The following is a 21,404-nucleotide window of genomic DNA, read 5'->3' as shown; positions in this document are numbered from 1 at the left end:
GTATGAAACCTGCCTCAATAACTTACGCCCGCCTCGTGCGGGCGTTTTTTTTGGCCTATCGCTCGCCAGTTTCCTCCCTTGGCGGTTTCGCGCGCAAACCCTTTCCCTTTGCCGCCGTCGCAGTACATGATGCAGTCGCAGCATGAACAAGGAGACGCGCCATGGCTTTCACCATCGACCTGTCCGGCAAGACAGCCGTCATCACCGGATCGAATTCTGGAATCGGACTGGGCATCGCCTGGGAACTGGCGCGGGCCGGGGCCGATATCGTGTTGAACTCTTTTACCGATGACGAGGCGGATCATGCGTTGGCGCAGAAGATGGCCGAGGAATGCAACGTAACCGCCCGGTACATCAAGGCCGATATGTCCAAGGGGGCGGAGTGTCGGCGTTTGATCGCCGAAGCCGGATCTTGCGACATTCTGGTGAATAACGCAGGCATCCAACATGTCGCCCCGATCCCTGATTTTCCGACTGAGAAATGGGATGCGATTATCGCAATCAACCTTTCGTCGGCCTTTCACACCACCGCCGAAGCGCTGCCGATGATGCGCAAAGCGGGCTGGGGCCGGGTAATCAACATCGCTTCGGCACATGGCCTGACGGCTTCGCCCTATAAATCCGCCTATATCGCCGCGAAACATGGGATTGTTGGCCTCAGCAAGACGACCGCGCTGGAAACGGCGAAGGAGCCAATCACCTGCAACGCGATTTGCCCGGGCTATGTGCTGACCCCAATCGTCGAAAAGCAGATCCCCGACACGATGAAAGAATACGACATGAGCCGCGAAGAGGTGATCGAACAGGTCATGCTCACGCGCCAGCCTTCGCGGGAGTTCGCCACCGTCGAGCAGATGGGGGGCACGGCAACGTTTCTGTGCTCTGACGCGGCGGCCCAGATCACCGGCACGACCATCAGCGTCGATGGCGGCTGGACAGCGTTGTAAGCGCCGTGGCGGTCAAAAAACGCATTAACCTCGCCCTCCAAGGGGGCGGCGCGCATGGCGCTTTCACTTGGGGGGTGTTGGATCGGCTGTTGCAACAGGACGATCTGGAAATCTGCGGCATCTCCGGCACCTCTGCCGGGGCGCTGAATGGCGCGGCGCAGAAATCAGGCATGATCTCGGGCGGGCGCGAGGGCGCGCGAGAGAACCTTGATTGGCTCTGGACGCAGGTGTCGGGCATTTCCGACCTGCGGCTGTCGCATTGGCTGGCGCCTTTTGGGTTGGATAAGCTCAGTCAGGCGATGGAATATTCCCTGCCCATGGCGATCTCAGACTCGCTGACGCGGGTCGTGTCGCCCTATGCCTATGGGCCGTTCTATCGCAATCCACTCGAAGATGTCGTGGCGCGGTTCGACTATGGCAAAGTGGGGGCGCAGAAACCGCTGTTCTTCTTTGTCTGCGCCACGCGGGTGCGCAACGGCAAGATCAGGGTGTTTGAGGGGGACGAGATCGGCCCCGATGCGTTGCTGGCCTCGGCCTGTCTGCCGACGATTTTTAAGGCGGTTGAGATTGACGACGCTCAAACCGGCCAGCGCGAAGCCTTTTGGGACGGTGGCTATACCGGCAATCCGGCGCTGTTTCCGCTGTTTCGCGACGACTTGCCGGAGGACATCGTGGTGGTGAACATCAACCCGCTAGAGCGTGAAGATCTGCCGACGACGCCCCAGCAGATCCAGAACCGGATCAATGAGATCAGCTTTAACTCCAGCCTCTTGCGGGAGATGCGCGCGATTGATTTCGTGCAGCGCCTGATTGCGGATGGCACCCTGCCAGAGGGGCGGATGAAGCGGGTCCACATGCATATGATCGCCAATGACGCGCTCATGGCGCAGCTGTCTGTGGCAACCAAGATGTTGCCCAATCCGGCGGTGATACGAGCGCTGCATGAAGCGGGTGTCGCGGCGGCGGATCAATTCCTAGCGGATCACTTTGACGACCTGAACCAGCGCAGCAGCGTCGATCTACCCGCGATGTTCGGCTGAGTCTTCGGGGTCCGACAGGGCTAGCGCCTCGGGCAGATCAGCGCCGGGGCGTGGCGGATAGACCAGCCCGGCAGAGATCACCAGTTTCGCCGCGTCCTCGACGCTCATGTCGAGTTCGATGACATCGGCACGGGGGACGAACAGCAAGAACCCCGAGGTGGGGTTGGGTGTGGTCGGCAGAAAGACAGAAAGCATTTCGCCATTGGCACCGGTGCGTTTGAGCACTTCGCCTTTCGCCTCGGTGGAGATAAACCCAAGCGCCCAGATCCCGCGCCGGGGATATTCGATCAGGCAGGCGGTCTCGAAACTCCGCTCGGACTGGGCAAAGATCGTCTCGGAAATCTGCTTGATGCCGGAATAGATCGTGCGCACCACGGGGGTACGCTCCACCAGACTTTCGGCAAAGCGGATCATCGAGCGGCCAATAAGACCCTTCGCGGCCCAACCAACCATGATCGTAAAGATCAAAAAGATCACCACGCCAAGGCCGCGCACGTTAAACTGCAACGATGGGTCAAGGCCGAGGAAATCTTGGAGCAGGCGGTCAGGGTGGTAGGCTTTGGGCACCAGCGGCAGTACAAAACCGTCGATCCAGCCGATCACACTCCAGATCAGCCAAATGGTTAGTCCAACAGGCGCAATCACAACCAACCCGGTCAGGAAGGACGCCCGCAGTCTTGCAACAAGGCTGCGCCGGACCTGCGTCGGGTCGGGATCGAAAGGTGTGTTCATCTGCGCCGTTTTCCGAAGAGTTAATCGCAACATAGCTAAGGCGTCTGCCCCGGCCCGGCAATGGCTCGACGGTGTTTTTCGCCTTTAACGCGGCAGGTTGACGAGGTTTGCGGCGATCTTGGCCCCTAGCCGGGCATTGTTGCGCACCAATGCGATATTGGCGGTGAGCGAACGGCCCTCGGTCAGTTCAAAGATGCGCTGGAGCAGGAACGGGGTCACGCCCTTGCCGTGCACGCCTTGGGCGTCAGCGTCAGATTGTGCTTGGGCGATGATCGGAGCCAGTTCGGCGGCGGGGATTTCTTCATCCGCCGGGATCGGATTGGCCACGAGTTGACCGCCGGGGAGACCCATGGCAGCGCGGGTGCGGTGGGCTTTGGCAATCGCGCCCGCGTCATCGAGACGCAGCGGCGACTGCAATTCGGATCCCGCGCTCCAGAAGGCGGGAAAGCTGTCTTGGCCCACGGTGATGACCGGCACGCCTTGGGTTTCCAACACTTCCAGCGTTTTCGGCACGTCGAGGATCGCCTTGGCGCCAGCGGCAATGACGGTGACGGGGGTCTGTGCCAGTTCCATCAGGTCGGCGGAGATGTCAAAGCTCTCCTCCGCGCCTTTGTGCACGCCGCCGATGCCGCCGGTGGCGAAGACTTCGATGCCTGCAAGATTAGCGGCGATCATGGTGGCGGCGACGGTGGTGGCCCCTGTGCCGCCCGACGCGATGCAGACGGCCATATCGGCGCGCGAAAGTTTCGCCACATCTTTGGCCTGCGCCAGATCGCTAAGCTGGTCGTCGTCCAAACCGATGTGCAACGCGCCACGGATCACGGCGATGGTGGCGGGCACGGCCCCGGCATCGCGGATGTCCTGCTCAACCTGCCGCGCCACTTCGAGGTTTTGCGGATAGGGCATGCCATGGGTGATGATGGTGCTTTCCAGCGCCACGATCGCGGCACCGCTTTCGCGGGCCTTGGCCACTTCGGCGCTGAAGGTGAGGGGCAGGGCGGAAGGGGCGGTTGTCATATCTTGGTCTCTCCGGAAACGTAAAGGGCAGCAGCGTCGAGTGCGGCCTTGAGGGCGGGTTGCGCGACGGCCCCGCCAAGTTCGGCAGCCACATGGGCGGCCATGAATGTGTCGCCTGCGCCCGTGACACGGGCCACATGGACCGAGGGCGGGGTGAGGGTGATGATATCATCCCCTTGCCCCACGGTGGCGGGGTTGCCGCCATCTGTCACTACAGCACGGCGCGCGCCACGGGCCAGCAGGGCGCGGGCGGCGGTGGGGGAATCGTCAAAGCTGGCCTGACAGAGCAGCCCGGCCTCTTCGAGGTTCACATAAAGCGTGCCGCGACCGGCCTTCAGGAAGGGCGTCAGCCGCAGCGCTTTGCCGGGCGAGGCGGGGGCGACGCGCAGGTCGGCCTCAGCCAGTAGCGGGCTTTGCGCCATGCGGGCGAGTAATTCGACCGTGAGGTTGCCATCCAGCGCCACGGCGCCTTTATAGGGCGCAGGCAGGCTGCCATCTTCGAGCGGGCGCAGAATTTTATCCCCCGCAGCCTCTAGCGAATGGGCATCGGCAATCGCGGCAATCAACCCGTTCGAGCCTTCGACGGCCATATAGCGGTCCGTCGGCAGATCGTCGGAGCGGTAAACGTGATCGGTGATCAGACCGCGCAACGTACAGGCGGCGATTAATTCATCCCCCTCCGCGTCGCGACCAACGGCGGACAACAGCGCGGGCGTCAGCCCAAAGCGCGCCAATGCCATGCCGATGTTCAGCGCCACGCCGCCCGGCAAACGCGTGATGCGCCCCGGCATGTCAGAGCCTTGGCGCATGGCGTTTTCAGAGCGGCCGATCACGTCCCAAAGGACGGAGCCAATGCACAGGATATCAGGTGTTCTGGTCATGCGGCGCTTCTAGCCGCCAAGCGTTACCGCGCGCAAGCGGCCTTATTGTGGCACCGCAAATGTCAGCGCGGCCCAGAGTGTTTCCCAAGCGGGTTGGTCGAGGTCATAGCCTTCGCCTGTTTTGGCATTCTCTGCCGGGCGTAGAACCACTGCATCAAAGAGATACTCATGGTCCGGCGTTACCGGAATCACTGCTTTGCCGTTTTCATCGGTGCGGTGCATTGAAATGGTGACACTGTCATCCGGGGCGCGGTCAAAAACTTCGATCTGGGCATTGGCGCGCGGCGCATCTCGATAGAGCAGCGCGACTTTCATCTGATTGTCAAAATCAACCTCATAGGGATTCGTCAGGGCAACAAATTCGGTGGCCATGCCGGTAGCGGCGTCTTGTCCGTTGCCCGACCCTGTGGCGATCAGGGTTTTGACGTGGCGCGTGTAACTCTCGATGATTTTGTCCTGCGACCAGCCGTTGGCGATGTGATCTGCTTCGGCTTGGGGGAAATCCTTATGCTCGGCAAAGGAGAGGAACTTCTCCCATTCGGTGTAGGTCACTCTGGAGGGGGTGGTTTCGGCCACCGCGACCACCAGCGCATCGCGATCCGGCGCGGGAAGCTGCAAGGCCGGATTGTCACCTGCACGGGGGGAGAGGTCATAGGGCTGCCCCTCTACCAAAAGCTCAAAGCGTGTGAGGCGGTTGGGCAGATAAGGAAAGGTTGAGCCAACAAACTCTTCGCCATTGCGAAAATGCGCCGCGATGTTTTCGCCGCTTTCCACTTGATAGTTCAGCGGCGACAGCCAGTATTCATGTGCAAAGATCGGCTTTGCCGATAAGATACTGAAAATAATGACAGACGACAGGGACATTTTCATGCAAAGAACTTTCTTTTGGCTAAGATCCAAGCTGGCGTTGCTATGGGTTTTGTCAAGCGCGATCCTTTTCTCGGCGGGTGCTGCGGTGCAGGCCCATGAGGTCAAACCCACGATTGCAGATTTGACGGTCGCCGAGGGCCGCGCCGTGCTGGAGTTTCAGATTAACCTAGAGGCACTGCTGGCAGAGATCGATCTGGACAGTGTCGAGGACACAGATAATGCTGAAAACGCCGGGGATTATGACGCCCTGCGCAGCCAGCCTGTGGCGGATATCGCGGCCCTTGCGCCAGATCTTTTGCCAACTTGGAACAGCCTGCCGCTGCTCAGCGTGGACGGTGAGGCGATCGCGCTTGAGAGCGTGGCGGTCGACGTGCCTGATGGGGTTGATCCTGAACTGCCGCGCGACAGCCTGTGGCGATTAGAGGCGCCGGTGCCTGGCGGAGCAGAGCGTATCCAAGTCACTTGGCCCGAAGGCGCAGGCGCGTTGGTACTGCGGCAACAGGACGTCGAGGTGCCTTACACCGGCTATCTGTCTGGTGGTGAGGTTAGCCCCGAGATCGACCTTGCGGGCGGTGATGCGCAAAGTGGGTTGCAGGCGTTTGTCAGCTATATCCCGGTTGGGTTCGACCACATTCTGCCCAAGGGGTTGGATCATATCCTCTTTGTTTTGGGGCTTTTCTTCCTATCGACCCGGCTGCGGCCGTTGATCTGGCAAGTTTCGGCCTTTACCTTGGCGCATACGGTGACATTGGCGCTTGGTGCGATGGGCTGGGTTAACGTGTCCGGTGCGATTGTCGAGCCGCTGATCGCTGCGTCAATTACCTATGTCGCGGTCGAGAATATCTTCCACTCTGGTTTGAACCGCTGGCGACCGTTGGTGATCTTTGGCTTTGGCCTCTTGCACGGGCTTGGGTTTGCCTCGGTGCTGGGCGACTTTGGGCTGCCTGCAGGGCAGTTTGTGCCCGCGCTGATCGGCTTTAACATCGGTGTGGAATTGGGCCAGCTTGCGGTGATCGCGATTGCATTTGTGCTGGTTGGCTGGGCGATGAAGCGAGATTGGTATCGCCGCGCCATCGCGGTGCCCGCCTCCTGCGTGATCGCGGCGGTTGGGGCCTATTGGTTCATTGAGCGGGTGTTTCTGTAAGCGAGTGGGCAGCCCTTAACCGGGCTGCCCAAAGGGCCGATCAGCCCTGCATGGCGGCGATCAGGGTGGCAAGTTCGGCCACCGGATCGTCCTTGTCCCAAATCTCGGCTCCGATGCCGAAGAAATCTGTGCGTGGGGCCAGTTTGCGGATCATGTCGATGTCGAGCGCACCTTCGGCGACGACGGGCACTTCGATCACCTCGGACCACCACTGGAACAGATCGGCTTCGGCAAAGCTGCCATCGCCAAGCGCGCTGGCCTGCGTGGGGCCAAAGCTGACATAATCCGCCCCCGCTTCGCCTGCTGCCATGCCTTCGTGCCGCGAGGTGCCGCAATAGCTGCCGACAATCGCGTCCTCACCCAATTCCTTGCGGGCATGGCGCACGGTGCGGGCCGCGTCGCTCAGATGTACGCCGTCTAGGCCAAGGCGTTCGACCATCAATAGGTGATCCGAGATCACCAAGGCCACATCGCGCGCATGGGTCACCTCGCGCAGCGCGTCACCGGCGCGCGACAGGCGGTCTTCGTCGCGGGTTGACAGGGCCATCCGCACACAGGCGACCGGATGCGCGTCCAGTACGGCGGCCAGTTGCGCGGGGAATTGGCTCAGCTCAACTTCGGGCGGGGTGATAAGGTAAATCTGCGGCTGTTCTGGCGCGTCCATGGTCACTGTCCTTGCTCGGGTCTGGGGGTCTGAGTAGCGCAAGGCGTTGCAAAAGAAAACGGATATGCGTGTGCTGCGCGGGCTTTCTTGCGGTGCGAACGCGCAGGAGCTATGAGGCGCCTATGACCCAGACATCATCTTCCCCCGTCCTTCCCGCGCCAATCCCGGCGATTGTGCTTGTGCGTCCGCAAATGGGCGAGAACATTGGCGCGGCGGCGCGTGCGATGTGGAACTTTGGCCTTGATCATATGCGGGTCGTCGCGCCGCGTGACGGCTGGCCGAGCCAATCTGCCGTGGCCATGGCCTCGGGCGCGGGGCGGTTGTTGGATGAGGCACAGCATTGTGCGGACCTGCCAAGCGCCTTGGGCGATTGCGATTTCACCTTTGCCACCACGGCGCGGGGCCGCGACCTGACCAAACCGGTCTATAGCCCCGAAGCTGCGATGAAGCTGGCGGCAGAGAAAATCTCGGCAGGACAACGGGTTGCGGTGCTTTTCGGACCAGAGCGGGCAGGGCTGGAGAATGAGGATATCGCGCAGGCCAATGCGATTGTCTCGGTTCCGGTGAACCCCAAGTTCGCCTCGCTCAACCTCGCGCAATGCGTGCTCTTGATGTCCTACGAATGGATGCGGGCGCAGGGTGATGTGACGCATGAGGTGACCGAGATGGCCGGCACCGATTGGGCAAAGGGGGCCGAGGTCGACCATCTGGCGCGGCATTACGAGGAACGGTTGGAAGAGGCGGGGTTCTTCTATCCCGAACATAAAACGACCTCTATGAAGCTGAACCTGCGCAACATGTGGTCGCGGATGCCGATGACACGGGCGGATGTGCAGATGCTGCATGGGATCCTGCGGCAAATGGTCCGTTGGAAAGAGAAGGGCTGAGGGAAGCCACCGCCCGGAATCAAGCCGTTGGCCCTCGGCACATGCGGCAACATAACTCACCCCGCTAGACCTTTCCCCGCCCATGGCATACCACTCTATCCAAACGGAAAATGAGGCGCGCCATGGCGGAAAAACGCAAACTTTTCGAAGAGGTCGGGACCGACCAACCCAGCCGTGCCCCGGTGCAAACCGGGGGCATCGACAAGGGCCGTGGCGGCGCGCGTGGCGCGATCCGTATTTGGCTGATGATCCTCTTTGCGCTGGTCTTTGTTATGATCGCCGTCGGCGGACTGACACGTCTGACTGACAGCGGGCTTAGCATCACGGAATGGCGTCCCGTTACCGGGGCCTTGCCGCCAATGAGTGAGGCCGATTGGCAGGCGGAATTCGACAAATACAAGCAGATCGACGAGTTTCAGGTCCAGAACGCTTGGATGGAACTTTCTGATTTTAAAAGCATCTACTGGTGGGAATGGGGCCACCGGCAACTTGGCCGAGTGATTGGCCTCGTCTGGGCTTTGGGCTTTCTTTACTTTCTCGTTCGACGTCAAATTCCAGTGGGCTGGAACAAACGTCTGCTCTTTATCGGCGCACTTGGCGGCGCGCAGGGCGCGATTGGCTGGTGGATGGTCGCCTCAGGCGTGACCAGCGGGCAGGGGGTGACGGATGTGGCCTCTTACCGTTTGGCGACCCATCTCGGCCTCGCCTTTGTCATCCTCGGTTTTATCACATGGTATGTGCTCTTGCTGGGCCGCAGCGAACGCGACCTGATTCAGGCCCGCCGCGCCAAGGAGGCCAAGCAGTTCGGCATGGCCACCGGCTTGTTGCATTTCGCAGCGTTGCAGATCCTGCTGGGCGCGCTGGTCGCTGGGATTGACGCAGGCCGCTACTTCGTCGACTGGCCGCTGATGCAGGGGCAGTTCTTCCCACCCGACGCGTTTAGCATCACGCCCACATGGCGCAACTTCTTTGAAAATCCCGGGCTGGTGCAATTCATGCACCGGGTGGCGGGCTATCTGCTGTTTGCTTTCGGCGTAGTCGTCTGGCTGCGCGGCCGCCGCTCGGCCCATGCGCGGACGCGCTTTGCGTTTAATGCGGTGATGGCGGCGCTGGCCTTTCAGGTGGTTCTGGGCATCACCACGGTGCTCTATGCCGCCCCGGTGCATCTGGCGCTGGCGCACCAGGCGTTGGCCGTTCTGCTCTGGGTGTTGATCCTGCGGGCGCGTTTTCTTGCGGCCTATCCCGTCGCCACATCGCTGAGAGGCTGAGACATGACTGCATACGACGATTTGATGGCCTTTCAGCGCGAGACCGAAGCGCTGGCACAGGTCGCGGGGCGGCTCGGCTGGGACCAAGAAACGGTCATGCCCCGCGGCGCCGCGCCCCAGCGGGGCGAGGAGATGGCGGCGATGGAAAGCGTGCTGCACTCCCGCCGCATCGATCCGCGTATTGCCGATTGGCTGGGCCGTATCGAAACGGCGGGTCTGGACGCGGTGGGGCAGGCCAACCTGCGCCACATCAAACGCGATTTTGACCGTGCCACCCGTGTTCCCGCCGATCTGGCGGCACGGATCGCCCGTGTCACCTCCGCCGCGCAGGGTACGTGGGCCGAGGCCCGCGCCGCCGATGATTTCGCCGCCTTTGCCCCGACCTTGAAAGAGGTGATTGCTCTCAAACGTGAAGAGGGGGCTGCCTTGGCCGAGGGGCGCGATATTGATATCTACGATGCGATGCTGGAGGATTATGAGCCCGGCACTACAGCGGCAGACCTAGAGGCAATGTTCGGGGCGCTGCGCCCTAAGCTAACAGAACTACGCGCTGCCGTGCGCGCTGCCGAAGCACCGCCAGTTTTGGAAGGCGTGTTCGATGAAGCCTCTCAGATGGAACTGACAGCTAAACTTGCCCGGCATTTTGGGTATGACCTCTCCACCGGACGGATCGATAAGGCAGTGCATCCTTTCTCATCCGGCTCGGGCTTGGATGTTAGAATTACCACGCGCACCAACGCGCTTGACCCTTTCAATTGTTTTTATTCCACGGTGCATGAAGTCGGCCACGCTGCCTATGAGCAAGGGATCAACAACGCTTATCTGCTCACCCCGTTGGGGCGCGGCGTGTCGATGGGGGTGCATGAAAGCCAGAGCCGTATCTATGAAAATCAGATTGGCCGCAGCCGCCCCTTCACCGGCTGGTTGTTCGGTGAAATGACGGCTGCTTATGGTGACTTCGGTGTGCCGGATGCCGAGACATTCTACAAAATCGTCAATCGTGTGTCGGACGGCTTCATCCGTACCGAGGCTGACGAACTGCAATATAACCTCCACGTCCTGCTGCGGTTTGATTTGGAACGTGCACTGATGGCAGGGGACTTGCAGGTTAATGAGCTAGAGACCGCATGGAATGATCGGTTTGTGGCTGATTTCGGGTATCCGGTTGACCGCCCCTCGAACGGTGTCTTGCAGGACGTACACTGGTCGGTTGGTCTGCTGGGGTATTTTCCGACCTACAGCCTTGGGAACGTCTATGCTGGCTGCCTCAATGATGCGATGCGCGCGGCGGTGCCTGATTTGGACGAATCTCTTGGGCGGGGCGATACAAGTGCTGCAACAGGTTGGCTGCGTGAAAACGTCCAACAACACGGTGGGCTTTTTGAACCACGAGAGGTCATAACACGCGCTTGCGGAAAGCCGCCGACCGAGGAGCCATTGCTGAACTACCTAGAAAACAAGTTTAAAGATCTATATGGGATTTAAATAGAAAAAACTGGGAACAATAGGCCATCTGGCGGTGTTGCTCAAACAACAGGCACCACGTGAATTCTTAACTGAGCTTTAACAATTCGTCTTTGCGCTGAGCATGATAATATGCGATGGTCCGGTGAGTTTTGATTTTTGACGAGATATAGGAGTACCGAGACAATGAAAATTCTTGCAACGGTTGCGGCGACAATCGCCCTTACGGGTGCTGCATTTGCCCAAACAACAACACAGGCGGCGGTTCTTGGGGCGTCTGACGACTCCGTTTATTCGCTTCAGGTTCAAGGCGCGAATGGCGTGATCTACAACTGCAAGCCAGACCCGGTTACAGTTGATGGCGACACAGCCCGCGTTTGCGTACGCGCTGATGATGCTGGCCTCTTCGCAGCTGGTGCTGGCCTTGGTGGCGGCGCAGCAGCGGCAGGCGCGGCTCTGGTTCTTGTGGCGATTGCAGCGGGCTCTTCGTCCTCTACTACCACAACTACTACTCAATAACTTCTTTACAGAAGCTTAAGATTAGAAAATCCCCCGTGCCGATGGCGCGGGGGATTTTTTGTTGTTTGATATTTGGCTGATAAAGCAACCGCCCCGAAGCTTTCACTACGGGGCGGGGTACAGTGTAAGTTATTCTGTGGTGCTGTCATCTTCGACAGCTTCATCCTCGTCGTTGCCCTGATCGGCGATCCAAGCCACGCTGACGACCTCTTCGTTCTTGCCCGTGCTAAAGACCTTTACACCACCCGCACTGCGCGACCGGAAAGAAATCCCTTCTACGGGAACGCGGATCGATTGCCCTTTGGATGTCGCCAACATGACTTGGTCCGACATCTCGACCGGGAAGCAGGCAACGATGGGACCATGTGCCATTGCCTTGGTCCAAGCCGTCACACCCATGCCACCACGGCCACGCACCGGATAGTCATGTGCCGAAGACACTTTGCCCGCGCCCTTGGCCGTGATCGTCAAAATCAAATCCTCTGCCGCAGACATCTCTGCATAGCGCTCGGTGCTGAGTTGCCCGGCTTGCACTTGCTCTTCTTCGTCATCGTTGCTGTCATCATCGGTCAGCCCGGCCATGAGGCGGCGTTGCTTGAGATAGGCGACACGCTCTTCCGAGGCAGCCTCAAAGTGGCGGATCACGGACATCGATACGACGGTGTCTTTTTCGCCCAAACGAATGCCCCGCACACCGACAGAGTTGCGCGAATTGAACACCCGCACATCGGTCGCCGGGAAGCGGATCGCGCGGCCAGCGTCGGTCACCAGCATCACGTCATCATCATGCGACGCGATGCGTGCGTTGATTAGTGTGGTGCTTTCGTGTTCGCCTTCGAACTTCATGGCGATCTTGCCGTTGGCTTTTACATTGGTGAAATCCGACAGCTTGTTTCGCCGCACGGTGCCGGCAGAAGTAGCAAAGACCACCTGTAGATCATCCCAGTCCTTTTCATCCCGATCGACCGGCATAATCGCTGCAATGGAAACGCCGGTGGGAATAGGTAGGATGTTGACGATGGCCTTGCCTTTGGCAGTGCGCGCACCCTGTGGCAGGCGCCAAGTCTTAAGTTTGTAGACCATCCCATCAGTGGTGAAGAACAAAAGCTGCGTATGGGTATTGGCGACGAAGAGGTTGGTCACGACATCCTCTTCTTTCGTCTGCATGCCCGAGACGCCCTTGCCGCCCCGGCGCTGCGCACGGAAATCGGCGAGGGGGGTACGTTTGATGTAACCGCCAGATGTCACGGTCACGACCATGTCTTCGCGGGCGATCAGGTCTTCGTCGTCCATGTCGCCGGACCAGTCGACAATCTCGGTGCGGCGCGGCACGGCAAAGAGTTCACGCACTTCGCGCAGCTCGTCCGAGATGATGCCAAGGATGCGTTCGCGTGAACCGAGAATTTCAAGGTATTCTTTGATCTTGCCAGCCAGTTCCTCCAGCTCATCGGTGACTTCTTTGACGCCGATCTGGGTCAGACGCTGCAGACGCAGTTCCAAAATTGCGCGGGCCTGAGCCTCTGACAGGTTGTAAGTGCCATCTTCATTCGCGGTATGGGTCGGATCGTCGATCAGCGCAATATAGGGCAGGATGTCTTCTGCGGGCCAGCGGCGCGTCATCAGCTTTTCGCGTGCCTGAGAGGCATCGGCGGAGGAGCGGATGGTGGCGACGACTTCGTCGATGTTGGTGACGGCAACCGCCAGACCACAGAGGATATGGCTCCGCTCACGCGCCTTGCGCAGCAGATAGGCGGTGCGGCGGGCGACAACATCTTCGCGAAAATCGATGAAGTAACTGAGGAACTTGCGCAAAGTCAGCTGTTCAGGCCGGCCGCCGTTCAGCGCCAGCATGTTGCAGCCGAAATAGGTTTGCATGGGCGTGAAGCGGTACAGTTGGTTCATCACGACTTCGGCGGTCGCATCGCGTTTGAGTTCGACCACCACGCGCACGCCGTTACGGTCGCTTTCGTCCTGAACGTGGGAAATGCCTTCGATCTTTTTATCGCGGACTTGTTCGGCGATCTTTTCGATCATCGAGGCTTTGTTAACCTGATAGGGGATTTCATCAATGACAATGGCCCAGCGATCTTTGCGGATCTCTTCGACCCGCGTCTTGGCACGGATCACGACACTGCCGCGCCCCTCAAGGTACGCTTTGCGCGCGCCGGAACGGCCAAGCATGATCCCGCCCGTTGGAAAATCGGGGCCGGGGACATAATCGATCAGTTGCTCAGAAGTCAGGTCAGGGTCGTCGATCAGCGCGAGGCATGCGTCGACAACCTCGCCAAGGTTATGTGGCGGAATGTTGGTGGCCATGCCGACGGCAATGCCGCCTGCGCCGTTGACCAGCATATTGGGGAAGCGCGCAGGCAGAACCGTAGGTTCTTTCTGTTTGCCGTCATAGTTGTCTTGATAATCGACTGTGTCTTTGTCGATGTCTGCCAGCAGATAGGCCGCTGGCTTGTCCATCCGCACCTCGGTATAGCGCATCGCCGCAGGGTTATCGCCGTCCATTGAGCCGAAGTTGCCCTGACCATCAAGCAGCGGCAGCGACATCGAAAAATCCTGCGCCATACGCACCAAAGCGTCATAGATCGCAGAGTCACCATGCGGGTGATACTGGCCCATCACGTCACCCACGGGGCGGGCGGATTTGCGGTAGGATTTGTCGTGGGTGTTTCCGGTCTCATGCATGGCAAAAAGGATGCGGCGGTGCACCGGTTTGAGCCCATCGCGCAGGTCGGGGATCGCCCGGCTGACGATCACCGACATCGCGTAGTCCAGATAGGACGTGCGCATCTCGTGTTCGATTGTCACCGACGGCCCGTGGAAAATAGGCTTTTTGTCTGCGTTCTCAGGGGTTTCCGGCGTATCGGTCACGTATCTTGCCCACCATTTTATGGTTCTATATCTTGGGGTTTTCTATAGCAGACGGGGCATATCAGGTGCAATGGCTGTGGCCGAAACGCACTGGCAGCACTCTGGCTCAAGTGCCAACATGCTGTTTTCATTGAAAAGTAATTCTCACCGCGCAAACTTGTCATACAGAGGCAGCAAAGGAGGCGCAACATGCCCCGCAGTGAAACCGAAATGATGCTGAAAGGTTACGGGCTGACCACGGCAGAGTTCTTTTATCATATGCCCGACTATAGCCATGTGCTGAACAGCTATATCTGGCAGGATTACGACATCGCGCCAGACCATCCGCGCCTGTTCGAATTCGTCGAATTTTGGCGTGCTGAACTGGATGGGCCGCTGCATTCGGTCCGTTTCACGCATCGGAAACTAATCGGTCCCAGTGAGTGGCAGAACCAAGTGGGCGAGTTCACGCTGCATTGAAGCAAAAGGGCAGGGGCGTCAGGCCGAGCAACTCGCCCCGCCCAGCACGCAGAACTTAGCGCAATGCGGATGGTTCAACGACACGTCACGCTCTGCCTCGGCCAAGGTTGTGCCAAGTTCGAACTCGGGGTCGTAGGGCAATAGGGTACAGGCCAGCACGGCGGGTTTCTCGGCACCCTTGCGTTTGACCACCATGCGAGAGGAGGAGCACATTACCGCGTCAGGCGATACATCCAGAATGCTCCAGCAGGCGGTGGTGATCTCAGGCACTTCGACCGCTTCGTCCATCTCGGGGAAAAGCACCGTCATACCGGGATCGTTTGCGTCGATGTCAAACCCGTGTTCGGCATAGAACGCAGCATAGCCCGCGCGGCTGTCGGCATCACTGTCGGCAAAGATCGACCGTCCCGCGACCGCCATGCGAAAATCATTATCCCGCAGCCATTCCATACCGATAAGGGTCTTATCAAAGGCACCTGCACCCCGCTCTGCGTCATGTAGATCGCGACGGTAGTGGTCGACCGAGATGCGGAAAGTCATCTTGCCCGGATAGGCGTCGCGCAGCCGCAGCAGCCCGGTTTGCACAGATTTGCGCATCATCGGACGCATGGCATTTGTCAGGATCAATACTTCATAGCCACGCTCCAGCGAGGCTTCGGTGATCTCGACCATCTGCGGGTTCATAAAGGGCTCGCCGCCGGTAAAGGCGATCTCGCGTACGGGCCAGTCACGCTCGACGATTTGATCAAGGTAATCGCGCACTTCATCGGCGGTGATATAGACCAACGCGTCATTCTTGGGGCTTGAGGCAATATAGCAGTTCACGCATTCGATATTGCACAGGGTGCCAGTGTTGAACCACAGCGTCTCCGCGCCGCGCAGGGCTACGGTGGCGCGTGGTTCCCCCTTGGCGGTCACCGCCGGGTTTTGGAACTTGCCCTCGTTTGCTTGCGCGATATCTTTCATGATTGGTCCTTGCGTGATCCCATTTGTTCCTGTCCTGTTGTGGTAAGCTATTGCGGCCCTGCCTAAAAGTCCAAGGTGCGGGGTGCACAGTCTTGTGAAGTAGGTAAAAATAGGTATGTTTGCGCTAACTCTGCCAATCTACCCGGACAAGGAATAATTAATGGTTTCGCGCGTTATCCCTGTCGACCCTTTCGATTTGGTTATTTTTGGCGGCACCGGCGATCTGGCTCGGCGCAAGATACTGCCCGGCCTTTACCGGCGGTATTGCGCAGGCCAGATGCCCGAAGAGGCGCGGATTATCGGCGCCGCGCGGACCGAGATGGACAGCGCGGGCTACCGCGAAATGGTGTCAGAGGCGATCAGTGAGTTCGGCGGCAAGGATGCATGCGATAACCTTGACGCATTTCTTGCCAAGCTTGATTACGTAGCGATCGACGCGCGGGGCGAAACCGGCTGGGCCGAATTGCAGCAGATGATGGCAGGCAAGGATCGGATCGAGGTTTACTACTTCTCTGTCGCGCCGGGGTTGTTCGGTGATTTGGCAGAACGTTTGCAACAATGGGGCATGGCGGGCGAAGACAGCCGTATCGTCGTAGAGAAGCCGTTTGGCCGTGATCTGGCAAGCGCGCGGGCGTTGAACGCCACGCTGGCGACCTATTTCAAAGAACAGCAGATCTACCGGATCGACCACTACCTTGGCAAAGAGACGGTGCAAAACCTCATGGCCGTGCGCTTTGGCAATATGCTGTTCGAGCCGCTGTGGAACCGGCAGTATGTCGATCACATCCAGATTACCGTGGCCGAAACGGTGGGTGTCGGCGGGCGTGGGGAATACTACGACAAATCCGGTGCCATGCGGGACATGGTGCAAAACCACCTGATGCAGCTCTTGTGCCTGATCGCGATGGAGCCGCCCGCGCGTTTCGACCCCGATGCGGTGCGCGATGAAAAACTCAAGGTGATCCGTGCGCTTGACCCGGTGTTGCCACATCACCTGGTACGTGGCCAGTATGAGGCCGAAGAGGGCAATGAGGAAGAGGCGCCCAGCTATCGTGATGCCGTCGACAATCCACGCTCGCGGACCGAGAGTTTCGTGGCGTTGAAGGCCCATATCAGTAATTGGCGCTGGCATGGCACACCGTTCTACCTGCGCACCGGCAAACGCATGGTGGCCCGGTCGAGCGAAATCACCGTGGTGTTCAAAGACACGCCGCATTCGATCTTTGCCGAGGACGCGGGCCGGCACCGCAATGTGCTGTCAATCCGTCTGCAACCCAATGAAGGCATCACCCTTGGCGTGACGATCAAGGAACCGGGGCCGGGGGGCATGCGTCTTGTCGATGTGCCGCTTGATATGACATTCGCCGAGGCGCTCGGCCCCGATGGGGGCGATCAGGTTGATGCATATGAACGGCTGATTATGGACGTGATCCGGGGCAACCAGACATTGTTCATGCGCGACGATGAGGTCGAGGCCGCTTGGGCTTGGACCGATCCGATCATCCAAGGCTGGGAGGCGCGCAATGATGTGCCAAAGCCCTATGACAGCGGCTCTGCGGGGCCCACGGATGCAGGTGAAATGATGCGGCGCGATGGCCGTGAATGGCGAAAGGTATCCCCATGAACATCATCGAATATGCAGACCGCGAAATGCTGGTCATGAATGTCGCCAACAAACTGGCGGGCAAACTGAAATCGGCGCTTTCGGGTAATGACCGCGTATCATTTGCCGTACCAGGTGGGTCTACCCCCGGTCCGATTTTCGAAATGCTCAGCGCGACCGATCTGGATTGGGACCGCGTAGATGTCATGCTGACCGATGAGCGATGGGTGGATGAAAACGATCCCCTGTCCAACGCACGGCTGGTACGAGAGCACCTTCTGAACGACCGCGCTGCCAATGCGCAGTTCATCCCATTTTTCCGCGCAGGATTGTCGCCGGGCGAGGGGGCAGAGACTGTAGCACCCAGTTTGGCGCGCCATATGCCGATTTCGGTGCTGCTGTTGGGCATGGGCGACGACATGCATACCGCCTCGCTCTTTCCCGGAGACCCAAGCTTGAACAATGCGCTTGTGTCTGACGCGCCGCTGTTGTGTCCGGTTTACCCCGAGGGCCAGCCAACGGCGCGGGTGACACTTCCGGCGCATGTGCTGGATGGGGCGCTAAACAAACATTTGGTGATTTTCGGCGACGAAAAACGCGCAGCACTTGAACGCGCGGAGAAACTCTCACCCGAAGAGGCGCCCATCGCGGCGGTACTCGATGAAATAGAAGTCTACTGGGCAGCATGATGGACATTTGGCAAGACTTGCAAGAACAGCAACGTGCAACGGCAGATCGCAAGATCACATCGCTGTTTGAAGATCCCAAACGGGCCGAAGAATTTTCTTTGCGGACGCAGCACATGCTGTTCGATTACGCCAAGACGAATATTGACGCAGAGGCGCGTGCAGCCCTGCTGCGGTTGATCGACGCCGCTAAGGTGACCCACCGCCGTGATGCGATGTTTGCAGGCGAGCCGATTAATGAAACCGAAGGCCGTGCGGTGCTCCATACCGCCCTGCGCAATCTTGATGGCGGGCCGGTTGAGGTCGAGGGCGCGGATGTCATGCCGCAGATCCGCGACACGCTGGCGCGGATGCGTGAATTTGCCGACCAAATGCGGTCGGGTGCGATTACCGATGTGGTTAATATCGGAATCGGCGGCTCTGACCTTGGCCCAGCGATGGCAGTCCGTGCGCTGACGACCTATCACGATGGGCCGCGGTGTCATTTCGTCTCTAACGTCGATGGCGCGCATATTGCCGATACGCTGCGCGGGCTGGATGCCAAGACGACCTTGGTGATCGTTGCCTCGAAAACCTTTACCACCATCGAGACCATGACCAACGCGCGCACCGCGCGGGCGTGGATGCAGGACCATGGCGGTGACCCGGCTGCGCAATTCGCGGCCCTCAGCACCGCTGATGACAAGACCGCCGAGTTTGGAATCGACCCCGCGCGGGTCTTCGGGTTCGAGGATTGGGTCGGCGGGCGTTATTCCGTCTGGGGGCCCATTGGCCTCTCGCTGATGATTGCCATTGGCCCCAAGGCTTTTGACAGCTTCCTGCGCGGCGCGCAGGAGATGGACCGCCATTTCTGCGCCGCCGATCCGGTGGAGAATATGCCGATCCTTCTGGCGCTGGTGGGCATCTGGCACAACCAAATCTGCGGACATGCCACCCGCGCGGTGCTGCCCTATGACCAACGGCTTGAGATGCTGCCCGACTACCTGCAGCAGCTTGAGATGGAATCGAATGGCAAGGGCGTGCAGATGGACGGCTCTGACAGCCCGCGCCACACCGGTCCGGTGGTCTGGGGGGCGGCGGGCACCAATGGTCAGCACGCTTTCTATCAGTTGATCCACCAAGGTACCCGTGTGATCCCGTGCGAGTTTCTGGTCGCGGCCAAAGGGCATGAGTCGGAATTGCAGCATCACCATGGCTTGCTGATCGCCAATTGCCTCGCCCAATCTGAAGCGCTGATGCGCGGGCGGTCTTTGGACGAAGCGCGGGCGATCATGCGCGATGCCGGGCTGTCGGGCGATGAGCTTGAGCGCCAAGCGCGTCACCGCGTTTTCCCCGGCAACCGGCCCTCAACCACGCTGGCTTATGAAACACTTGATCCTTTCACGCTCGGCCAGATCATCGCGCTTTATGAACACCGCGTCTTTGTCGAAGGGGTGATCCTCGGCATCAACTCGTTCGATCAATGGGGCGTGGAACTTGGCAAGGAAATGGCCAAATCACTCCAGCCGCTGGTCGAAGGAGAGGTTTCTCCCGAGGGCAAGGATGGCTCTACCGCCGGGTTAATCGGCTATATCCACCAGCATCGCGGCTAGGGACTACATCCAAAATTGATTGAAAAACCGCGCAGGCGAACCCCGCCTGCGCGGGCCATTCTGCTGCCTATCGTTGCCGATTTCGACTTGCCGGAGGGGAAGGCTTGCAACTGCCCTGACCTTTGGACAGTCTCGACGCAAATGATTGGAGGATCCCCATTATGCTTGGCCAGATGATGACGCAGCCGCTACTGATCTCAAGCCTGATCGCTCATGCCGAACGCTATCACCCCGAAGGCGAGATCATCTCGGTTTCAACCACAGGCGGGGTCGAGGAAACCAACTGGGGCAAGGTGGCCGAGAACGCGCGGCGCTTGGGCGCGGCCTTGACCTATCTGGGGCTCTCGCCGCAGGCCCGCTGCGGGACCATCGCATGGAACAACCGTCGGCATTTGGAGATTTACTTCGGCACCTCCGGCGCGGGCTTTGTTTGCCATACGATCAACCCCCGGCTCTTTGCCGATCAACTGGTCTATATCCTTAATCACGCGGCAGATGAGGTGCTGTTCATCGACAAGACCTTCGTGCCGCTGGTCGCCGCGATCCGCGACAAGCTGGAGCATCTCAAGCATCTCGTACTGATGTCCGGCCCTGATGCCGAAGCCGCCGAGGCACTGCCGGGGCTGGTCTTCTACGACGAATTGGTCGCCTCAGGTGACGCCGGTTTCGACTGGCCCGATCTGGATGAGAATACGGCGTCGAGCCTGTGCTACACCTCCGGCACGACGGGCAACCCCAAGGGCGTGCTCTATTCTCACCGCTCGACCGTGCTGCATTCTTTCGGCATCAACATGGCCGACAGCATTGCGATCTCTGCGCGGGATATCGTTATGGCCGTGGTGCCGATGTTCCATGTCAACGCTTGGGGCTGCCCCTATGCCAGCGCCATGACCGGCGCGCGGATGGTGCTGCCGGGGCCGAACCTCGATGGGGCGTCGCTGGTTGGGCTGATCGACAGGTACAACGTGTCACTTGCACTTGGCGTGCCGACGATCTGGCAGGGGCTCTTGGCGGCGGCCAAGAAGTCGGGCAGTGAGCTCACCAGCCTTGAGCGCACCGTGGTTGGCGGCTCGGCCTGTCCGCCGTCTATGATTGCGACGTTCCGCGAAGACTATGGGGTGGAGACCATCCACGCTTGGGGCATGACCGAGATGTCGCCCGTGGGCAGCGTCAATAAACCCTTGGCGAAGCACGGCGAATTGCCCGAGGCCCAGCAGCATAAACTGCGCGAGAACCAAGGCCGCCCGGTCTTTGGCGTCGAGCTTGAGATCTGGGACGACGCAGGCAAGCCGCTGCCGCATGACGGAGAGACCCAAGGCGCGCTGGTCACGCGCGGGCACTGGATCTTGGACGCTTATTACCGGTCCGACCGCGACAGCACTCTGCGAGACGGTTGGTTCGACACTGGCGATATCGCGACGATGGACAAAGACGGCTACATCACTATCCGTGACCGTGCCAAAGACATCATCAAATCGGGCGGGGAATGGATCAGTTCGGTCGAGTTGGAGAATATCGCCATCGCCCATCCCGATCTGGCCGACGCCGCCGTGATTGGCGCGACGCACCCAAAATGGGATGAACGCCCGGTTCTGATCGCGGTAAAGGCCGAAGGGGCCGATCCGTCAGAGGCGGATATTCTTAAGGTCTTTGAAGATCAAGTTGCGAAATGGCAGGTGCCCGACCGCGTGGTCTTTGCCGAGGAACTGCCGCGTAATGCGACAGGTAAAGTTCTAAAACGTGATCTGCGTGAGCGTTTTGGCGACGTACTGATGCAAGGCTAGA

At 59.6% G+C, this 21,404-nt stretch carries 19 protein-coding genes; 12 read left to right on the top strand and 7 right to left on the bottom strand.

The genetic code is table 11. The features are described from left to right. Nucleotides 1-161 precede the first annotated feature (161 nt). Nucleotides 162-947 (top strand): 3-hydroxybutyrate dehydrogenase, encoded by a 786-nt coding sequence (locus BM229_RS03830; RefSeq protein WP_093926344.1) that lies wholly within the window; start codon nucleotides 162-164, stop codon nucleotides 945-947. 5 nt (nucleotides 948-952) lie between these two features. Continuing rightward, a complete protein-coding gene (locus BM229_RS03825) occupies nucleotides 953-1,987 on the top strand; it encodes a patatin-like phospholipase family protein (RefSeq protein ID WP_093926343.1) in 1,035 nt (344 codons plus the stop codon). Here BM229_RS03825 and BM229_RS03820 read toward each other — a convergent pair. The 4 genes from BM229_RS03820 to BM229_RS03805 all read right to left on the bottom strand — a co-directional run bounded on the left by BM229_RS03820 (nucleotide 1,967) and on the right by BM229_RS03805 (nucleotide 5,481). After that, entirely contained in the window at nucleotides 1,967-2,719 is a 753-nt protein-coding gene (locus BM229_RS03820) for a DUF502 domain-containing protein (protein ID WP_093926342.1), read from the bottom strand. The two genes, BM229_RS03825 and BM229_RS03820, sit on opposite strands and share 21 nt — an antisense overlap. A gap of 84 nt (nucleotides 2,720-2,803) precedes the next feature. Next, nucleotides 2,804-3,736, bottom strand: coding sequence for a pseudouridine-5'-phosphate glycosidase (locus tag BM229_RS03815; RefSeq protein ID WP_093926341.1), 933 nt, complete (start codon nucleotides 3,734-3,736; stop codon nucleotides 2,804-2,806). Next, nucleotides 3,733-4,617, bottom strand: coding sequence for a PfkB family carbohydrate kinase (locus BM229_RS03810; protein ID WP_093926340.1), 885 nt, complete (start codon nucleotides 4,615-4,617; stop codon nucleotides 3,733-3,735). The genes BM229_RS03815 and BM229_RS03810 overlap by 4 nt, the downstream gene beginning before the upstream one ends. 42 nt (nucleotides 4,618-4,659) lie before the next feature. Further along, nucleotides 4,660-5,481, bottom strand: a complete 822-nt coding sequence (locus tag BM229_RS03805) for a DUF4198 domain-containing protein (RefSeq protein ID WP_093927200.1) — start codon at nucleotides 5,479-5,481, stop codon at nucleotides 4,660-4,662. Between the two features lie 4 nt (nucleotides 5,482-5,485). Between BM229_RS03805 and BM229_RS03800 the strand changes: the two genes are divergently transcribed. Continuing rightward, the gene (locus BM229_RS03800; protein ID WP_093926339.1) at nucleotides 5,486-6,631 is read left to right on the top strand and encodes a HupE/UreJ family protein; all 1,146 of its coding nucleotides are present in this window, start codon (nucleotides 5,486-5,488) and stop codon (nucleotides 6,629-6,631) included. Between the two features lie 40 nt (nucleotides 6,632-6,671). Here BM229_RS03800 and BM229_RS03795 read toward each other — a convergent pair whose 3' ends face one another. Next, a complete protein-coding gene (locus tag BM229_RS03795; protein WP_093926338.1) occupies nucleotides 6,672-7,295 on the bottom strand; it encodes a thiamine phosphate synthase in 624 nt (207 codons plus the stop codon). A 122-nt stretch (nucleotides 7,296-7,417) separates the two neighbouring features. On the opposite strand from BM229_RS03795, the gene BM229_RS03790 reads away from it, so the two are divergent. From BM229_RS03790 to BM229_RS18045, 4 genes are all read left to right on the top strand, one after another. After that, nucleotides 7,418-8,182 carry an RNA methyltransferase gene (locus BM229_RS03790; RefSeq protein WP_093926337.1) on the top strand — a complete coding sequence of 255 codons (765 nt, stop codon included), beginning with the start codon at nucleotides 7,418-7,420 and terminating at the stop codon, nucleotides 8,180-8,182. A gap of 122 nt (nucleotides 8,183-8,304) precedes the next feature. Beyond that, on the top strand, nucleotides 8,305-9,450 hold the full coding sequence (gene ctaA, locus BM229_RS03785) for a heme A synthase (RefSeq protein ID WP_093926336.1): 1,146 nt from the start codon (nucleotides 8,305-8,307) through the stop codon (nucleotides 9,448-9,450). Between the two features lie 3 nt (nucleotides 9,451-9,453). Beyond that, nucleotides 9,454-10,935, top strand: coding sequence for a carboxypeptidase M32 (locus BM229_RS03780; RefSeq protein ID WP_093926335.1), 1,482 nt, complete (start codon nucleotides 9,454-9,456; stop codon nucleotides 10,933-10,935). A 165-nt stretch (nucleotides 10,936-11,100) separates the two neighbouring features. Continuing rightward, the gene (locus BM229_RS18045; RefSeq protein ID WP_139226259.1) at nucleotides 11,101-11,433 is read left to right on the top strand and encodes a hypothetical protein; all 333 of its coding nucleotides are present in this window, start codon (nucleotides 11,101-11,103) and stop codon (nucleotides 11,431-11,433) included. Nucleotides 11,434-11,562: 129 nt separating this feature from the next. Here BM229_RS18045 and gyrA read toward each other — a convergent pair whose 3' ends face one another. Next, nucleotides 11,563-14,313, bottom strand: coding sequence for a DNA gyrase subunit A (gyrA, locus tag BM229_RS03770; protein ID WP_093926333.1), 2,751 nt, complete (start codon nucleotides 14,311-14,313; stop codon nucleotides 11,563-11,565). Nucleotides 14,314-14,502: 189 nt separating this feature from the next. On the opposite strand from gyrA, the gene BM229_RS03765 reads away from it, so the two are divergent. Beyond that, nucleotides 14,503-14,772 (top strand): usg protein, encoded by a 270-nt coding sequence (locus tag BM229_RS03765; RefSeq protein ID WP_093926332.1) that lies wholly within the window; start codon nucleotides 14,503-14,505, stop codon nucleotides 14,770-14,772. A gap of 18 nt (nucleotides 14,773-14,790) precedes the next feature. Here the strand turns inward: BM229_RS03765 and BM229_RS03760 are convergent, their stop codons facing one another. Further along, nucleotides 14,791-15,738: a radical SAM protein gene (locus BM229_RS03760; protein ID WP_093926331.1), complete on the bottom strand. Its 948-nt coding sequence runs from the start codon at nucleotides 15,736-15,738 to the stop codon at nucleotides 14,791-14,793. A gap of 160 nt (nucleotides 15,739-15,898) precedes the next feature. On the opposite strand from BM229_RS03760, the gene zwf reads away from it, so the two are divergent. The 4 genes from zwf to BM229_RS03740 all read left to right on the top strand — a co-directional run bounded on the left by zwf (nucleotide 15,899) and on the right by BM229_RS03740 (nucleotide 21,403). Then, entirely contained in the window at nucleotides 15,899-17,362 is a 1,464-nt protein-coding gene (zwf, locus tag BM229_RS03755) for a glucose-6-phosphate dehydrogenase (protein WP_093926330.1), read from the top strand. Continuing rightward, a complete protein-coding gene (pgl, locus tag BM229_RS03750) occupies nucleotides 17,359-18,030 on the top strand; it encodes a 6-phosphogluconolactonase (protein WP_093927199.1) in 672 nt (223 codons plus the stop codon). The genes zwf and pgl overlap by 4 nt, the downstream gene beginning before the upstream one ends. Continuing rightward, nucleotides 18,027-19,619 (top strand): glucose-6-phosphate isomerase, encoded by a 1,593-nt coding sequence (gene pgi, locus BM229_RS03745; protein ID WP_420855239.1) that lies wholly within the window; start codon nucleotides 18,027-18,029, stop codon nucleotides 19,617-19,619. Before pgl ends, pgi begins: the two co-directional genes overlap by 4 nt. A 161-nt stretch (nucleotides 19,620-19,780) precedes the next feature. Next, entirely contained in the window at nucleotides 19,781-21,403 is a 1,623-nt protein-coding gene (locus BM229_RS03740; RefSeq protein ID WP_093926328.1) for a long-chain fatty acid--CoA ligase, read from the top strand. Nucleotide 21,404: the final 1 nt, after the last annotated feature.

The organism is Sulfitobacter dubius, assembly GCF_900113435.1.
Taxonomy (GTDB): Bacteria; Pseudomonadota; Alphaproteobacteria; order Rhodobacterales; family Rhodobacteraceae; genus Sulfitobacter; species Sulfitobacter dubius.
The sequence above is the reverse complement of the archived record's forward strand: the minus strand, read 5'-3'. Positions and strand labels throughout refer to the sequence as shown.

Coding starts and splice junctions, on each gene's coding strand:
- BM229_RS03830 (WP_093926344.1), top strand. CDS start 162: ATGGCTTTCACCATCGACCTGTCCGGCAAGACAGCCGTCATCACCGGA.
- BM229_RS03820 (WP_093926342.1), bottom strand. CDS start 2,719: ATGAACACACCTTTCGATCCCGACCCGACGCAGGTCCGGCGCAGCCTT.
- BM229_RS03815 (WP_093926341.1), bottom strand. CDS start 3,736: ATGACAACCGCCCCTTCCGCCCTGCCCCTCACCTTCAGCGCCGAAGTG.
- BM229_RS03810 (WP_093926340.1), bottom strand. CDS start 4,617: ATGACCAGAACACCTGATATCCTGTGCATTGGCTCCGTCCTTTGGGAC.
- BM229_RS03805 (WP_093927200.1), bottom strand. CDS start 5,481: ATGTCCCTGTCGTCTGTCATTATTTTCAGTATCTTATCGGCAAAGCCG.
- BM229_RS03800 (WP_093926339.1), top strand. CDS start 5,486: ATGCAAAGAACTTTCTTTTGGCTAAGATCCAAGCTGGCGTTGCTATGG.
- BM229_RS03795 (WP_093926338.1), bottom strand. CDS start 7,295: ATGGACGCGCCAGAACAGCCGCAGATTTACCTTATCACCCCGCCCGAA.
- BM229_RS03790 (WP_093926337.1), top strand. CDS start 7,418: ATGACCCAGACATCATCTTCCCCCGTCCTTCCCGCGCCAATCCCGGCG.
- ctaA (WP_093926336.1), top strand. CDS start 8,305: ATGGCGGAAAAACGCAAACTTTTCGAAGAGGTCGGGACCGACCAACCC.
- BM229_RS03780 (WP_093926335.1), top strand. CDS start 9,454: ATGACTGCATACGACGATTTGATGGCCTTTCAGCGCGAGACCGAAGCG.
- BM229_RS18045 (WP_139226259.1), top strand. CDS start 11,101: ATGAAAATTCTTGCAACGGTTGCGGCGACAATCGCCCTTACGGGTGCT.
- BM229_RS03765 (WP_093926332.1), top strand. CDS start 14,503: ATGCCCCGCAGTGAAACCGAAATGATGCTGAAAGGTTACGGGCTGACC.
- BM229_RS03760 (WP_093926331.1), bottom strand. CDS start 15,738: ATGAAAGATATCGCGCAAGCAAACGAGGGCAAGTTCCAAAACCCGGCG.
- zwf (WP_093926330.1), top strand. CDS start 15,899: ATGGTTTCGCGCGTTATCCCTGTCGACCCTTTCGATTTGGTTATTTTT.
- pgl (WP_093927199.1), top strand. CDS start 17,359: ATGAACATCATCGAATATGCAGACCGCGAAATGCTGGTCATGAATGTC.
- pgi (WP_420855239.1), top strand. CDS start 18,027: ATGATGGACATTTGGCAAGACTTGCAAGAACAGCAACGTGCAACGGCA.
- BM229_RS03740 (WP_093926328.1), top strand. CDS start 19,781: ATGCTTGGCCAGATGATGACGCAGCCGCTACTGATCTCAAGCCTGATC.